Here is a 15,789-nt window from a genome sequence, read left to right as displayed (position 1 = left end):
TCTATATAAGAAAGTTTGAAAATTATACGGAGATAACTGTCTAGCTCCAGCGCCCAGCCCCTCGGGGTTGTTTCCTAAAGCCGAAACAACCTTGGTCATAAGCCAAATCGCTCCAGAAATCAGGATTTCCTGTGCGCTTCGTCTTATGCCTGTCGAGGCTGAACAGGGCGCTTGCGCTTTTCTAATGTCGTTCTACATATTTAAGAAAAATTTAATATAATTTTTAGGACTTGTTGAGGTTTTTTAGCTAATCTTTAAAAGAAGATTTAGAGACCGCTTCATATGATGTGGCCATCTGTGGTTTACTATATGGGTAACACAACATCATTAATGAAAAAGAAGGTGCAAGACTTGTCTATCAGGTTTCGATTGCTTTTTTCCTATATTGCCATGATCTTCGTACCGGTGATTCTTTTTTTAGTGGCGGGACTCCTGATGGTACTCCTTTTTATCGGAGATATTCGTGAATTAAAGTCCATCTTGCCGGAGAACCATGCCTTTCATAAAATAACGAAAGACGATACCATCCTCTTTTATGAGTTGAAAAAGAAGTCGGTCACCGACCCAGAAGGTTTACTTAATCAGTCATATTTAGAATCCTTAACAACAAGGTTAGTAGAAATGAGGGGGGCTCTCCTTATTCGTCAAAATGGCAAGGTTGTATACACATCGACGGCCAAGATTGCGGATTTGTCGGACAAGTTGCCTGACTTTGGGCATGCCGAGTTTCGTAATGAAATTCAGCAAATTGATGAAAAGACGTTCTCTGTAAAGCAACATGATTTTTATATGAAGAACGGTGATGAAATCAGCTTATTTGTGCTAAGAGATGCAAGTCCGCTGGTGAAATTTGCGCACCAGTTTTCAGCTGCTTTGTTTGCCATTCTTATTATTTTATTAATTTTGACGAATGGGATTCTGACCTATTATGTTTCAAAAAGTATCATAAAACCGATTGAAAAGTTAAGGGATGCTGTCGATCGTATCAAAAATGGTAAGCTTGACCAGAGTCTTACTATTAAAAAACAAGACGAAATTGGACAACTTGCACAATCTTTTGAAGAGATGCGGGTTCAATTGAAAGAATCATTTGATGTAAGTGCTCAATATGAAGAAAATCGTAAGGAGTTGCTTGCGCATATCACCCATGACTTGAAAACGCCCATTACTGCTATAAAAGGATATGTGGAAGGTATTCGAGATGGAATCGCCGATACACAGGAAAAGCAGGATCGTTATATTCAAACGATTTACGCTAAAGCAGTAAACCTTGATCATCTTATTGATGAGTTGTTCCTCTATTCTAAATTGGATCTGAAAAAACTCCCATTTCATTTTGAAAAGATCAATTTATTAAGCTATCTTACAGATTTTGTTGAAGAACTGGAGTTTGAACTGGAAAAGGAAAATACGGAATTGATTTTTGAATGGAATAAAACGGCTTCGTATGAAGTGAGGGCAGACCGTGAAAAACTTAAACGGGTTCTTTCCAATATTATTGACAACAGTTTGAAGTATATGGATAAGTCCCGTAAGAAAATAACCATTTCTCTGGGTGGGGATGGTGAAACGGTTCAGGTTTCCATTACTGATAATGGGCCAGGAATCCCTCATAAGTCGTTGCCGCATGTTTTTGAACGCTTTTTCAGGGCAGAACAATCTAGAAACATACAAACAGGCGGGAGTGGGCTTGGTCTTGCGATTGCCAGAATGATTTTGGAGGAACATCAAGGTACCATTCAAGCAACTAGCACACCCGGAGAAGGTACGACCATATCTTTCACACTAAAGGTTGATGATAAGCCATGAAGAAGATCCTTGTGATTGAAGATGAAAAAAGCATCGCAGAGCTTGAAAGAGATTACCTTGAAATCAATGGTTTTACTGTTGAAATATGCTTGTCAGGAAGCTTAGGACTTGAACTGGCTCTTACGAAAGACTATGATTTAATTCTATTGGACTTGATGCTGCCGCATGTAGACGGTTATGAAATTTGCAGGCAGATTAGACGAGAAAAAGATATACCGATTATCATAGTATCGGCTAAGAAAGAGGATATAGATAAAATCCGTGGACTAGGGCTAGGCGCAGATGATTATATGGTCAAACCTTTCAGTCCAAATGAACTCGTTGCACGTGTGAAGGCTCATCTTTCAAGATTTGATAGGCTGGCTGGAAAGCAAACGAGGAAAGTGGATGAATTATATATTCGCGGATTATATATTGACCGCACATCAAGAAGAGTGTTTATTAATAATAAGGAGGTTATTTTAACAGCAAAAGAATTTGAGTTATTGGCCTTTCTTGCAAGTAACCCAAATCAAGTGTTTAGCAAGGATCATTTATTTGAAAAGCTTTGGGGATTGGACAGCCTCGGAGATATTACTACTGTTACCGTCCACATTCGTAAAATAAGAGAAAAAGTTGAATCTGATCCGTCCAATCCGCAATACATAGAAACTGTTTGGGGTGCCGGTTACCGATTCAAAGGCGAAAACTAATTTATTCGGAGGTATTAACCATGATTCATGCACATATGACAGCTTGGCTTTTAGCCATTATTCTTTTTATCGTTACATTTTCCATGCAAAGCAAAGGTAAGAATGTAAAAGTCCTTAAAATGGTTTTGCGCTTATCTTACTTACTAATCATCGCTACAGGCGGTATGCTGATTAGTGCAGGAGACAATATCCCAACATTGTATTACGTAAAAGCATTAATGGGAATCGGCATGATCGGTCTTTTGGAAGCTATGATTGGAAGAAGCGGGAGAGGCAAGTCAGTGAAGCCATTATGGATTGTTTTTATCATCCTTTTTGCAGCTCTTCTATACTTGGGATTCACTTTACCATTAGGAACATACATTCATTAATCAATTTAAACCGACCGGGTAGGCAAACGTCTATCCGGTTTTTTATTTGTTTACGATTTATCCTAACTATTATAGGGAATAATAAAACTAGATTTGCGAATATTTCCTTTGACAGTGCAATATGGATGTAATATGATATGTAATGCCGACAAAGTTGATAAGAATTAAGGGGGATTATAAAAGTGAAAAAATTAACCGCTATTTTTGTACTATTATTTAGTTTTATGTTGATATTATCTGCTTGTGGAAATGATGCAAGCAAAGAAAATAAAAAAGAAGAAAAAACGGCTGCTAATGACGACCTTTTAAAGAAAGTAAAGGATGAAGGTAAAATCCTTGTTGGTACTGAAGGTACATACCCTCCGTTTACTTTCCATGATGACAAAGGAGAATTAACTGGTTTTGATGTGGAAGTTGCAAGAGAAGTAGCGAAGCGCATCGGAGTTGAAGTTGAATTCAAGGAAACACAGTGGGATGCGATGTTTGCTGGTTTAGATTCAAAGCGTTTTGACATGATTGCAAACCAAGTAGGAATTCGTCCTGATCGTGAAGAGAAGTACGATTTTTCAAAACCATACATTACTTCTGCTGCGGTATTGATTACGCATAAAGATAACGATAAAGTAAAAACTTTCGAAGATATTAAGGGTTTAAAAGCAGCACAATCTTTAACAAGTAACTATGCAGATATTGCCAAGAAATACGGTGCAGAGCTTACAGGAGTTGAAGGCTTCAACCAAGCCGTAGAATTGATTAATTCTAAGCGTGTTGATGTTACGATTAATGATAAACTTTCATTCCTTGATTTTAAAAAGCAAAAGCCAGATGCAGCAATCAAGGTAGTTGCAACGAGTGATGATGCTTCACAAAGTGGTTTGATGTTCCGTAAGGGCAGTGAAACACTTGTAGAAGAAGTAAACAAAGCACTAGACGAAATGATTAAGGACGGCACTTACCTAGAAATTTCTAAGAAGTGGTTTGGTGAAGATGTACTTAAATAGTATATTTGCAGACCCAGAACGCGCCGCCAGATTGATGGATATTGCGCAAAGTTCCCTTCAGCCTATGCTGGAGGGTGCTGTTGTTTATACGATTCCGCTGACAATCATCAGTTTTATTGTCGGACTTGTATTGGCTATTCTAACGGCTCTTGCGCGCATATCCGATGTTAAGTCGCTGCAAATGATTGCAAGGGTGTACGTATCTGCCATCCGCGGAACTCCCTTATTGGTGCAGCTATTCATCATCTTCTACGGACTTCCAACCATTGGGGTGACCATTGATCCGTTTCCGTCCGCGGTCATTGGTTTTTCGTTAAGTGTGGGTGCCTATTCATCAGAAATTATCAGAGCGGCAATCCTGTCGATACCAAAAGGACAGTGGGAAGCAGGTTACTCGATTGGAATGACATATCCACAAGCGTTAACAAGGATTATTCTGCCACAAGCCGCGCGTGTTTCATTGCCGCCGCTATCAAATACATTTATCAGTCTTGTAAAAGATACAAGTTTGGCTTCTCTCATCTTGGTTACGGAAATGTTCAGGCGTGCCCAGGAGATAGCAGCGACCAACTATGAATTCCTCCTGCTTTATTCGGAAGCCGCACTAATTTATTGGGTGATTTGTTTCCTTTTATCTGTCGTGCAGGGAAGAATCGAGAAAAAATTGGACCGCTATGTGTCTTAGCATGAGAGCGAGGGAAGGTAAACATGATATCGATTAAGGGTTTATATAAAAGTTTCGATCAACTTGAAGTGTTAAAGGGCATTGACCTTGAGATAGAAAAAGGCAAAGTAGTTGTCGTAATCGGTCCTTCCGGTTCCGGTAAAACGACACTTTTACGTTGCTTGAATGTATTAGAAACTCCTACAAAAGGAGCCATTAATATTGGTGATCAATCGCTCGACTTTTCCAACCGGAATGCCAAGAAAAATATCGCTTCTTTCCGACGTCTGACGGGAATGGTGTTTCAGAATTATAATCTTTTTCCACATAAGACCGCATTAGAGAATGTGATGGAAGGGCCAGTTATTGTTAAAAAAGAAAGCGTAGAATCAGCGCGGAAAAACGCAAAGGAACTTCTCGAAAAAGTAGGATTAGGGGATAAATTGGATTACTATCCTTTTCAATTATCCGGGGGTCAACAGCAACGAGTAGGAATTGCCCGTGCCTTGGCGATGGAGCCTGAAGTGATGCTGTTTGATGAACCTACTTCTGCACTCGATCCAGAACTCGTTGGGGAAGTCTTGAAGGTAATGAAAGACCTTGCGGGTGAAGGGATGACGATGGTCGTTGTTACCCATGAAATGCGCTTTGCTAAAGAAGTGGCGGATGAGGTCATATTTATGGATCAAGGTGTCATTGTTGAACGGGATAAACCGGAAAACATCTTCACTCAACCCAAGGAAGAGCGTACAAAGCAATTTTTACGTCTAATTCAATCCTAAAAGAATTCAGATATTCAAAAAGGTGGTGCTGTGAAGCGCCACCTTTTTTCAGGTCTTCTAGAATTTCTTGAAATTCCTTAGTGGTGACATATTAACCTGAAACATTAGGTTATTGTTTCAGCGAGCCGGTTTCTTCTAGATTCAACCACTCAGTAAACTCCATCTCACTAATGTCAAAATAGTCCTTGGTAAACTTAACGAACTCTTTGGTAGTCACTTGCTGGAAAGAGTAAGTTTTATAATAATCTGAGAGGAATTTTAGTGCCGTATCTTCATCACCCTCAACTTTTTGTGAAATATCCAACAGATGTTGAAGTGGCTGTATTTTGAAATACCAATCATATCCTCCATCGGTATAGGATGGCACAGTTAGATTTGAAGGGTGTGTTCGTTCTTTACTATAGGCGCTAAGATCATTAATATCTTTTGCAGCTAACGAAAAACTTTCGTATTGTGACTTTTTTGCAACAGTCAAATTGTAAAGGTAAGTGCTAAATTCTGCTATGCCCTCGTCCAACCAGTTTTCAGAGTATGGTTCGTTGTTAACCACTCCGTAAAACCACTGATGGGCAATTTCGTTTACGATGGTATGCTTGAAATACTCCTTTTTGAACCTAATATGGTTGATTTCATGTCTGGAAACGGTAATGACACCTGGATTTTCCATGCTCACTCCACCATCGATTACAATATCAAGTTGCTTATATGGATAATCTCCAATCTTTTCTTCAAAAAAGCTAAAAGCATCTGAAGCGGTTTCCATGGTTAAATCCATGAGTGCTTGACTTGTTTCATCAGCAAATACCCTAATGGTCGTATCATTGATTTGCTTTTCTTTTAAGAAAGGCTTTTTCATAAGGGCGACATACATTTCTTTCACGTTTGTCATGGTAATTTTTCCATTTGTAGATCCTTCTATAGGATCAGAATCAGCAGAGGACAAGAGAACATATTCTGGTGGAATATCATAATTGACCTCAAAATTGGAATGAGTCGTAAAATGTGTAATATGTCCGGATAATGGAGGTTGTATGTTCCAACCATTTTCATTAAATGTTGGGAGCATCGGATACCATTGAGCTAAGTAAAAATCGTCTCCTTCCTTAGAATACTGAAGTCCTTTATCAGGCAATGAAAAAGTATAGGATACTTCAACTGTAGTGGTTGCTTCATTTCTAAAGACATCTTTCAATTCAAGTTTTAAGATGTCTTTTTCCAGTATGTATTTTACTGCTTCATCACCCATTTTTACTTCTTGAATTTCAAATTTCCCCTTTTGTACCTCTTCGGGGCATATTGTGTAATACATTTTCAAATGGGCATTGTAACAGCCATTTGCACTGTCCGAGTTCATAAATGGTAAAAAGTAAAAGAAAATTTCATTCCAGCTGGTTCCCGACTTATTTTGAATCGTAATGTCTGCTTTTGCAGAAAACTGATTCTCAACTGGCATGCTTATGTTGAGTTTATAGTCGGCTTTACTTCCGACCATAGTAAAGCTTGGCTCAAATTTTTCTTTCTGTTTATCATTTTTCTTTATTTGCTTAGCACTTGCCGTAACCACCTTGGATCCTGATTCATTCATCCACATGAAAGTGGTTGTCGGTTCATTAGGAACGAAAAGCTTGGAATAAATCGGAACACTTATCAGTGCAAGAAATAATAAGGTTGCAACAGCCATTATCCATTTCCTTTTAAAGATCATTCTTAAAAATTCTAAAATTCGGGATCCGGCATCCTTTGTTTCCGTACTAGTAGAACTAGCTTCATCTTCTCTCCTGTGATGAGAATCAGATGAGGCTTTTTGTGGGTTGAATTCTGGATTCACAAATTCAAACTTGGACATTTTTCTTACCTCCTTCTTCAAGATTCATTAAAAAATTAGACAGTGTTTGGAAGAAAAAGGTTACAGGATGGTAACAAGTTTTGTTAGGAAATGGTTTTGATTTGTAAAATTTTTACTTGAAAGTGAAACTTTTTCCTTAGATAAACGTAAATATTGGTATCCCCAATAAAACTCATCTAGAGCTAAGTGACTATCTTAACAAGAAGGATGGATGTCCATGGAGATAAATGGGATTCCAATTGAAACAATCTATTTGTATGCGTTGATTTTTTCAGGTGTCATTACTGTTCTGTTATTGTTGTTCGGAGATTTATTTCATGGCTTTTTCACGGATATTCACTTCTTAAATCCTGTCCTAATTTTATCGTTTATCACTTTTACTAGTGGTAGCGGCTATTTACTCGAAGTCCTCACCAAGATTCCCAGCACCCAAAACATGCTCATATCCTCAGCATTGTCTCTCATACTAGTTACTCTATTAAATGTGTTTGTACTTATTCCGCTCTCAACTGCAGAAGAGTCACTTGTCTACAAGGAAAGTGATCTCGTAGGAAGGACTGGAGTAGTGATTACACCTATCCCGCTTGACGGTTATGGTGAAGTGATGATTGAAAGCCTCAGTGGCAGAATAGCAAAAACGGCATTAAGCTTTGACAAAAAAGAGATTCAAAATGGTACGCGCGTGCTTGTCGTTGAAGTGGAAAACGGTATTTTGCAAGTAGTTGTTTATGATAAGATGCAGGAATTTATTTAAAGGAAATTATTTTTAAAATATATCAGTACATTATTAGGAGGCAGGAATTATGGATGCTATTTTCATAGTTGGGGGCATTGTTGTATTTATCTTAATCGCGTTATTGGCAGTTTTCGTTACCAAGTATAGAACGGCTGGACCAGATGAGGCACTCATCGTTACAGGAAGCTTTTTAGGTAGCCGAAATGTTCATGTGGATGAATCAAACAACAAGATCAAGATCATACGCGGAGGCGGGGCATTTATTTTCCCAGTATTCCAGCAAGCGAAGCCACTCAGCTTATTATCTAGCAAGCTAGAGGTTATGACTCCCGAAGTTTATACAGAACAAGGAGTACCGGTTATGGCTGACGGTGTCGCCATTATCAAAATTGGCGGGTCTATTACAGAGATTGCAACAGCTGCAGAGCAGTTTTTAGGAAAAGAGAAAACAGACCGTGAAAATGAGGCGAAGGAGGTCCTTGAAGGTCACTTACGCTCCATTCTTGGGTCGATGACGGTTGAAGAAATCTATAAAAATCGTGATAAGTTCTCACAGGAAGTCCAGCGTGTTGCTTCACAGGACCTTGCTAAAATGGGTCTTGTTATCGTTTCATTTACCATTAAAGATGTGCGTGATAAAAATGGATACCTTGATTCTCTCGGTAAACCAAGAATTGCACAGGTAAAGCGCGATGCCGATATTGCGACTGCTGAAGCAGAGAAGGAAACAAGGATTAAGAAAGCTGAAGCGGCAAAAGAAGCGAAGAAATCGGAGTTGGAAAGAGCTACAGAAATTGCAGAAGCAGAGAAGATCAATCAGCTGAAAATTGCTGAGTTCCGTCGTGAACAGGATATTGCCAAGGCACATGCCGACCAGGCATACGATCTGGAAACGGCTCGTTCAAGACAAGATGTTACTGCGCAAGAAATGCAGGTTAAAATTATCGAGCGTCAAAAACAAATTGAGTTAGAAGAAAAAGAGATTATGAGACGTGAACGACAATACGATTCAGAAGTGAAGAAAAAGGCCGATGCCGACCGTTACTCCGTTGAACAGGCAGCGGCGGCTGAGAAAGCAAAACAGATGGCTGAAGCGGATGCGAATAAATATCGAATTGAAGCTATGGCACGTGCCGAAGCGGAAAGAGTAAGAATCGATGGTCTCGCTAAAGCAGAAGCACAAAAAGCGCAAGGGGAAACAGAAGCAGAAATTATCAGATTGAAAGGTTTGGCTGAAGCCGAAGCGAAGCAAAAAGTAGCTGAGGCATTCGAGCAATTCGGTAAGGCTGCCACCCTCGATATGATTCTAAAAATGCTTCCTGAGTATGCGAAACAAGTGGCAACTCCATTATCTAATATTGATAAGATTACTGTAGTGGATACAGGTGGCAACGGTGCAAATGGTGGAGCGAATAAGATTACCGGTTATGCAACAAATCTGATGGCAGGACTGCAAGAATCATTGAAGGCATCAAGTGGGATTGACGTGAAGGAATTGATCGAAAATTTCTCCGGCAAAGGGAATGTAAAATCGAAAGCCACTGAAGTTCACGAAGCTAAATAATAGCTGTTTTCGCATTGATTGTTGCTTTTCGGATGAAACTCTCATCCCGCATTCTTTATGGCTTCGGGGCTCTTTTCGAGAAGTTCCTAAACCAAGAATTCATGAAAAACCGTGAAAATCCAGAAGTCCTAAAAGCAAAAAAGGCGATCCAGTAAGTCTTAAACTTACTGATCGCCTTTTTGTTATTTCTGAAGCTGTGATAAGATCGTTTGAATATTCCATTCCATCATACTCAAGTACGTATCGCCATCTTCTCCCGGTTTTCCGAGGGAATCTGTGAATATTTTTCCACCGATAGGTACTCCGGTTTCCCTTGAGACCATCTCCATGCTCCGTGGGTCAATACTTGTTTCTAAAAATAAAACTTTAATATCATGTGAACGAATAAAATCAACGACTGTACTCACTTGTTGTGGAGTGCCTTGATTCTCTGAATTGATTTCCCAAATATAGCCTGCTTCAAAATCATAGGCTTCGCTAAAATATTTGAATGCGCCTTCGCTCGTAATTAACAAGCGGTCTTCCTTAGGAATCTTGTTAAAACTCTCGACTGCCTCTTGATGAAGTTTTTCAAGTTTGCTGATATATTCAGCTGCATTTTTCTTATAATCTTCTTCATGCTTAGGGTCCACTTTAATAAGAGCATCGCGGACATTTTCTGCGTAAATGATTCCATTGCGCACATCAAGCCATGCGTGAGGATCCTCTTCGCTTTCTTTACCCTTAGTTGTTAAATGCTTTGCTTTAACCCCTTCGCTTACCATGAATACAGGAGCATCTTTCCCTGTTTTTCCAGCTGTTTTCATTAGATTATCAAACCAGGCATTTCCGGCTTCTAAGTTCAAGCCGTTATAGAAAACGGCATCCGCATCGGTCGTTTTTTGAACATCCAAGGGCAGGGGATCGTATTCATGTGGATTCGAACCAATCGGTGCCAAACTATGAATCTCTACATGATCACCGCCGACGTTTTTGACAATGTCATAGATAATCGAGTAAGTCGTCACGATTTCCACTTTGTCGCTTTTATTGGAGTCTGTATTATTGCATCCAGATAAGGCAAACAACATAAGCGAAAGGATGGAAAGACCTTTAAGCCATTTTTTAATCATTTTTGTGTACCTCCTTTGATTCCTATAGAGCAGCTCTATTTTTTCTCGTTCTAAATGTTCTCCAGACGATACCGTTTTTCGGCGAAAACAAAAGTGTAATCATAAATAATCCTGTTGCTACGAGAACAATCGTTGCTCCTGAAGCCATGTTAAATGTAAAGCTGAAATAAAGGCCGATAATGGCTGAAATAACACCCACTAAGGATGATAAAAAGATCATGACAGAAAGGCGATCTGTTAACAGATAGGCTGTTGCGGCAGGTGTAATTAACATGGCCACAACCAGCACGATTCCAACCGTTTGAAGGGAAGCAACTGTCACGATTGTCAATAATGTCATCAGGAAATAGTGAATCATCTTATTAGGTAAACCGTAAGCTGCTGCCATCGTTGGATCAAATGATGTTACGAGCAATTCTTTATAAAAAGCAAATACGGCTAAAAGTACAAAGAAGCCGAGTATAATTGTCGTCCACATATCAGTCGGTTTGACGGCCAAAACATTTCCAAACAGGATGTGATAAAGGTCTGTGCTACTCTTTAACATTGTTACAAGCACGATGCCTGAAGCAAAAGCAGCGGTGAACATGATCCCAATGGAAGTATCATGCTTAATCCTGCTGTTCTGACTGACAAAACCGATTCCAATCGCTGTTAGGACGCCAGTAAAAACAGCGCCGAAGAAAAAATTAATACCGAGCATATAAGAAATCGCTACACCTGGCAACACTGCATGGGAAATGGCTTCGCCCATTAATGCCATGCCTCGTAAAATGATAAAGCATCCGATGACACCACAAATGATTCCTACTACAGAAGAGGTTAACAGTGCCTTTTGTAAAAAATCGTATTGAAATAAAGCGTCTATGAAATTCATTACAGACTCACCCCGACTTCATCTAAAAATGAAAATTGTCCACGATATGCTTTCGCCATCACCTCGGGACGGAAGACGGTGCTTACATCCCCATACTCAATCAATTCCTTGTTGATTAGTATCAGTTGATTAAAGTAAGTACTCGCTTTACTCAAATCATGATGAACGACAATGACCGTCTTTCCTTCGTCACGAAGGCCCTTCAAGATCTTCACAATCGTCTCCTCACTATCAACATCCACTCCAACGAATGGTTCATCTAGGAAGAAGACCTCGGCATTCTGTGCCAAAGCTCTAGCCAAGAACACACGTTGCTGCTGTCCGCCGGACAATTGGCCGATCTGTTTATGGGCAAATTTCTCCATCCCGACTTTTTCGAGGCATTCATGCGCCCACTCTTTATGGTGTTTTTGTGGTCTCTTAAAAAGGCCAAGATTCGGATACGTGCCAATTAAAACAGTATCAAGGACACTGATGGGAAAATCCCAATCGATATCACTGCGTTGGGGAACGTAGGCGATTTTCTTTCGAACATCCTGGATTCTTTGACCAAGAATCTTTACATCGCCTTTATCGGTCGGAATCAATCCGAGCATCGACTTTAACAAAGTAGATTTACCTGCACCATTGGGACCGATAATACCAACCAAATTGTGATTATGAATGGAAAATTGAATGTTTTTTAATGCTTCATTTCCATGGTAGGAAACGAAGAGATTTTGAACGTCAATGGCATAGCTCATTTTCTTTCCTCCTTTAGTTGGGTAAGAGAGTTATTATTTTGAATATATAAATACATTGATTTATACATTATATTTTTATATGACTATAATTATTACCCTGGGCTTAAAAAGTTTCCTTGGTGCAACTTTCTGGGATATGGATATCATATGCCTGCAAAAGAAAAATGTCAAACAATATTCAATGTTTGAAGAAAACGAGAATGGGAAAGGGCATGGGGGGCGGTTGGTGGGGATAGCAGGATATCTGGAATCAGGAAGTATTACGATGAGAGCCCGGAAAAAGGAAATTGAAACGTCCCAATGCCCCAAAAAAACGAAACCATTTTGGCTTAGCCTTAGTCTGTCGGGGCTGAACACAAAGGAAATCTATTTGGAAAAACAGCGCAGGCACAAGTGGTCTTTACTTTTGTCGAGGGCGTCTGCGCTTTTATAATTTAGAATTTATCTGCATACTGCAAAGCTAAAATCGCAATTCCTAATGCCCATACATAGAAGGCAAACGGTTTTAGGGAATGCTTTTTCAAAAAGTTAATCATCCATTTTACTGCGATGTAACCAAAAATAGCTGAAGAAAGAATCCCGATTGAAAGGGCCGTCAGCGATATCTTTTCTCCACCTTCACTTACCAAGTCAATGGATTGCAGTAAGATAGCCCCAGCTATTGCAGGAGTGGATAAGAGGAAGGAGAAGTATGCTGCTGTTCCTCGGTCCAAATTTCGCATAAGTGCTGCAACGATTGTTAAACCAGAGCGAGAAAGAGCGGGCATGATGGCCGCTGCTTGAAAGACGCCGATGATGAATGCATCGCGATATCCTATATCATTAAGCTTTTTATGACCATTTTTAACAGAATCGGCTATCCATAGGAATGCACCCGTCATCAAGAACTCCCAGCCGATGGTGACACCCGTTTTTGATATGTCTTCGATATAGTCCTTGAGAAGTAATCCGGCGGCAACCGCAGGAAGAGTACCGACGATAAGAAGGAAAGTCATCTTGCCGAAAGGGTTTTTGATGATTTTCATTAATTCTTCTTTGTAAAAAAACAACACGGCAAGCAAAGTGCCGACATGCAGCATGGTGTCAAGCAAAAGGCCCGCTTCTTGGAGACCGAATAGTTTTCTGCCTAAGTATAGGTGTCCGGTAGAACTGATTGGAAGGAATTCTGTTAAACCTTGAATAATTCCTAAAATAAAAGCTTCAAGTTTCGATAACATTCATATACCCTCGCTTCCTGATAAAATGCTCCATCTATACTTATGAGAAGCGGGACAACTTTTATTCGCAAATCATATCAAAGTGCGTGTAAAGAGATGCAAGAAATTAGTAAATTGGAACAATATCTCATACAATATACGGTAGAAGAGGGGGATGCATGGGTGAAAAAGAGACATTTGCAATTCAATACAACCATTGGGGCCAAGAAGCCTGAAAATATACGAAATACACAAAATCCTTGTCCTTTTTGCGATCGAGGGTCGTTAACCGATTTCATAGATGAAGATGGTTCTATTCTTCTATTAAAAAATAAATTCCCGGTCTTAGGAAATTCCTATCAAACGGTGTTAATTGAAACGGATGATTGCAAAGGGGAAATGTCCACTTACACGAAGGAACATCTATATCGGCTCATTCAATTTGGATTGAAGCATTGGTTAGCAATCGAGGCAACAGGTGAATATGAATCGGTGATTTTCTTCAAGAATCATGGTCCTTTCTCTGGGGGCACGCTTGCTCATCCGCACATGCAAATCATTGGGCTTAAAGATGTTGATTATCATGAGCATGTCATGGATGAATATTTTGAAGGCATCGAAATTTACCGTAATAAAGGGGTAACCTTTTCCCTTTCAACGAAACCACGCGTTGGATTTTACGAATTTAACGTGAAATTAGAGGACATGTCGCAAGTGAACGACTTTGCGGATTGCTTGCAGGTGGCCACTCATTTTATTTTGAACGGTTTTTCTTATTCATGCACGAGCTACAATATTTTCTTTTATCATCATCGTGAAGATATCTATGCAAAAATTGTTCCTCGCTTTGTAACAACGCCAATTTATATTGGATATAGCATTCCACAGGTTCCGAATAACTTGGAATCGATGGCAGAAAAAGTGAGGCAGACATACTTCACACTATCATCGGAAAATTTGTAAAAATAACCAACACCCTTTTAGAAGTTGTGATTTTCTTCTATTAAAAATATAATGAAGTATTGTAAGGAATCCTTTTCGAATGGATTCTTTTTTCAATTTGACATACTACGAAAACATAAATGAGATAACTGTCTAGCTACAGCGCTTAGAAGAAGCGTGCGCTTTTCTTAATAGAGGAGAATGACAAATGACTTCAAGAACGAATTCAACTTCAAGGGTTGATTATAACCTTGTTTTTATACTTTTCTTACTGTTTATCGCGAGCTGTGTTGCCATTTATAGTGCACAGTCTACTGGGCAATATGGCAGTAACTTTCTGTTTAAACAAATTATTTACTACATGATTGGCTGTGGAATCATTGCATCAGTCATCACCTTGGATTCGGATCAATTGAAAAAGATTTCCTGGTACGCGTACGGATTTGGATTGTTCTTGCTGACATTCCTCATCATTGCGCCAGAAAGTATTGCAAGGCGCATTAATGGGGCGAAAAGTTGGTATAACGTTCCCGGCATGGGTTCTTTACAGCCATCTGAGTTTGTAAAGGTGTTTATTATTTTGTCGCTTGCGCGAGTGATTGTTGATCATCATCAAAAAAATCCGATTAAAACCATTCAGACAGATCTTTGGCTCTTAATCAAGATTGGTTTGACAACCATGGTACCGTTGCTTCTCGTTATGCAACAGCCAGACCTTGGGACATCCCTCGTTTTTATTGCCATTATGCTAGGGATGATATTTATCTCAGGAATCACATGGAAATTACTTGTTCCGATATTCTCAGTAGGAGTAACGCTAATATCGGTCATCTTTTACTTTGTCTTATGGCAGCCAGACTTATTGGAAAAGTATTTAGGTGTTAAAGAGTATCAATTCGGCAGGATATATTCCTGGATAGACCCCTATAATTATCAAAGTACAACAGGATTCCAGCTTACAAAGTCGCTCTTGGCGATTGGTTCTGGGGAAACCGGTGGTAAAGGCTATGGGGAAAGGGAAGTCTACCTTCCTGAAAGCCACACCGACTTTATATTCAGTGTTGTTGGTGAGGAGTTTGGCTTTGTGGGTGCGAGCGTCCTGATTAGCTTGTTTTTCCTGCTTATTTACCACATCACAAAGGTGGGTATGGAAACAAAAAATGATTTCTACACGTATGTGTGCGTTGGGGTTATCAGCATGATTACGTTCCACGTTTTCCAGAACATTGGGATGACGATCGGATTGCTGCCTATCACAGGTATCCCGCTTCCGTTTGTAAGCTACGGAGGAAGCTCGCTGATGGGGAATATGTTGGCCATCAGTTTGATTTTTTCCATCCGTTACCATTATAAAAAATATATGTTTTCTGCATAAAAAGAGGCTGTTCCACTATTATAGTGGGACAGCCTCTTTCTCTTATAGATGAGATTAGAAGCAGTTTCAAATTGTCTAG

The 15,789-nt window shown here is 39.6% G+C and carries 16 protein-coding genes; 11 read left to right on the top strand and 5 right to left on the bottom strand.

Annotated elements, in window-relative coordinates:
* The first annotated feature begins 282 nt into the window (after positions 1-282).
* The 6 genes from BMZ31_RS16890 to BMZ31_RS16865 all read left to right on the top strand — a co-directional run bounded on the left by BMZ31_RS16890 (position 283) and on the right by BMZ31_RS16865 (position 5,319).
* Entirely contained in the window at positions 283-1,809 is a 1,527-nt protein-coding gene (locus tag BMZ31_RS16890) for a sensor histidine kinase (RefSeq protein ID WP_090833100.1), read from the top strand.
* Positions 1,806-2,501, top strand: a complete 696-nt coding sequence (locus BMZ31_RS16885; RefSeq protein ID WP_090833099.1) for a response regulator transcription factor — start codon at positions 1,806-1,808, stop codon at positions 2,499-2,501. The genes BMZ31_RS16890 and BMZ31_RS16885 overlap by 4 nt, the downstream gene beginning before the upstream one ends.
* A 20-nt stretch (positions 2,502-2,521) precedes the next feature.
* Positions 2,522-2,872 (top strand): YisL family protein, encoded by a 351-nt coding sequence (locus BMZ31_RS16880; RefSeq protein WP_090833098.1) that lies wholly within the window; start codon positions 2,522-2,524, stop codon positions 2,870-2,872.
* A gap of 182 nt (positions 2,873-3,054) precedes the next feature.
* On the top strand, positions 3,055-3,873 hold the full coding sequence (locus tag BMZ31_RS16875) for an amino acid ABC transporter substrate-binding protein (RefSeq protein ID WP_254778890.1): 819 nt from the start codon (positions 3,055-3,057) through the stop codon (positions 3,871-3,873).
* Positions 3,860-4,558 carry an amino acid ABC transporter permease gene (locus tag BMZ31_RS16870; protein WP_090833097.1) on the top strand — a complete coding sequence of 233 codons (699 nt, stop codon included), beginning with the start codon at positions 3,860-3,862 and terminating at the stop codon, positions 4,556-4,558. The genes BMZ31_RS16875 and BMZ31_RS16870 overlap by 14 nt, the downstream gene beginning before the upstream one ends.
* A 23-nt stretch (positions 4,559-4,581) precedes the next feature.
* Complete coding sequence (locus BMZ31_RS16865; protein WP_090833096.1) at positions 4,582-5,319, top strand: amino acid ABC transporter ATP-binding protein; 738 nt, start codon at positions 4,582-4,584, stop codon at positions 5,317-5,319.
* 109 nt (positions 5,320-5,428) lie between these two features.
* Here BMZ31_RS16865 and BMZ31_RS16860 read toward each other — a convergent pair whose 3' ends face one another.
* A complete protein-coding gene (locus tag BMZ31_RS16860; protein WP_090833095.1) occupies positions 5,429-7,165 on the bottom strand; it encodes a M1 family aminopeptidase in 1,737 nt (578 codons plus the stop codon).
* A 217-nt stretch (positions 7,166-7,382) separates the two neighbouring features.
* Here BMZ31_RS16860 and BMZ31_RS16855 point away from each other — a divergent pair, with 217 nt between their 5' ends.
* Positions 7,383-7,919: an NfeD family protein gene (locus BMZ31_RS16855; protein WP_090833094.1), complete on the top strand. Its 537-nt coding sequence runs from the start codon at positions 7,383-7,385 to the stop codon at positions 7,917-7,919.
* Positions 7,920-7,968: 49 nt separating this feature from the next.
* A complete protein-coding gene (locus tag BMZ31_RS16850) occupies positions 7,969-9,465 on the top strand; it encodes a flotillin family protein (protein ID WP_090833093.1) in 1,497 nt (498 codons plus the stop codon).
* A gap of 182 nt (positions 9,466-9,647) precedes the next feature.
* Here the strand turns inward: BMZ31_RS16850 and BMZ31_RS16845 are convergent, their stop codons facing one another.
* The 3 genes from BMZ31_RS16845 to BMZ31_RS16835 are packed head-to-tail and all read right to left on the bottom strand — an operon-like array spanning position 9,648 to position 12,197.
* Complete coding sequence (locus BMZ31_RS16845; RefSeq protein WP_090833173.1) at positions 9,648-10,574, bottom strand: metal ABC transporter substrate-binding protein; 927 nt, start codon at positions 10,572-10,574, stop codon at positions 9,648-9,650.
* Between the two features lie 25 nt (positions 10,575-10,599).
* Positions 10,600-11,454, bottom strand: a complete 855-nt coding sequence (locus tag BMZ31_RS16840; RefSeq protein WP_090833092.1) for a metal ABC transporter permease — start codon at positions 11,452-11,454, stop codon at positions 10,600-10,602.
* Positions 11,454-12,197, bottom strand: a complete 744-nt coding sequence (locus tag BMZ31_RS16835; RefSeq protein ID WP_090833091.1) for a metal ABC transporter ATP-binding protein — start codon at positions 12,195-12,197, stop codon at positions 11,454-11,456. The genes BMZ31_RS16840 and BMZ31_RS16835 overlap by 1 nt, the downstream gene beginning before the upstream one ends.
* Before the next feature lie 55 nt (positions 12,198-12,252).
* Between BMZ31_RS16835 and BMZ31_RS20450 the strand changes: the two genes are divergently transcribed.
* A complete protein-coding gene (locus tag BMZ31_RS20450) occupies positions 12,253-12,630 on the top strand; it encodes a hypothetical protein (RefSeq protein WP_090833090.1) in 378 nt (125 codons plus the stop codon).
* A 1-nt stretch (position 12,631) separates the two neighbouring features.
* On the opposite strand, the gene BMZ31_RS16825 is transcribed toward BMZ31_RS20450, so the two are convergent.
* Positions 12,632-13,414 (bottom strand): undecaprenyl-diphosphate phosphatase, encoded by a 783-nt coding sequence (locus BMZ31_RS16825; RefSeq protein WP_090833089.1) that lies wholly within the window; start codon positions 13,412-13,414, stop codon positions 12,632-12,634.
* Positions 13,415-13,576: 162 nt separating this feature from the next.
* On the opposite strand from BMZ31_RS16825, the gene BMZ31_RS16820 reads away from it, so the two are divergent.
* Entirely contained in the window at positions 13,577-14,356 is a 780-nt protein-coding gene (locus BMZ31_RS16820; protein ID WP_090833088.1) for a DUF4931 domain-containing protein, read from the top strand.
* A 187-nt stretch (positions 14,357-14,543) separates the two neighbouring features.
* The gene (locus BMZ31_RS16815) at positions 14,544-15,710 is read left to right on the top strand and encodes an FtsW/RodA/SpoVE family cell cycle protein (protein ID WP_090833087.1); all 1,167 of its coding nucleotides are present in this window, start codon (positions 14,544-14,546) and stop codon (positions 15,708-15,710) included.
* Positions 15,711-15,789 lie beyond the last annotated feature (79 nt).

The sequence above is a fragment of the Bacillus sp. cl95 genome, assembly GCF_900115925.1.
Lineage (GTDB): Bacteria > Bacillota > Bacilli > Bacillales > Cytobacillaceae > Neobacillus_A.
Note: the sequence above shows the minus strand (reverse complement) of the source record. Positions and strands in the feature narration are given on the sequence as shown.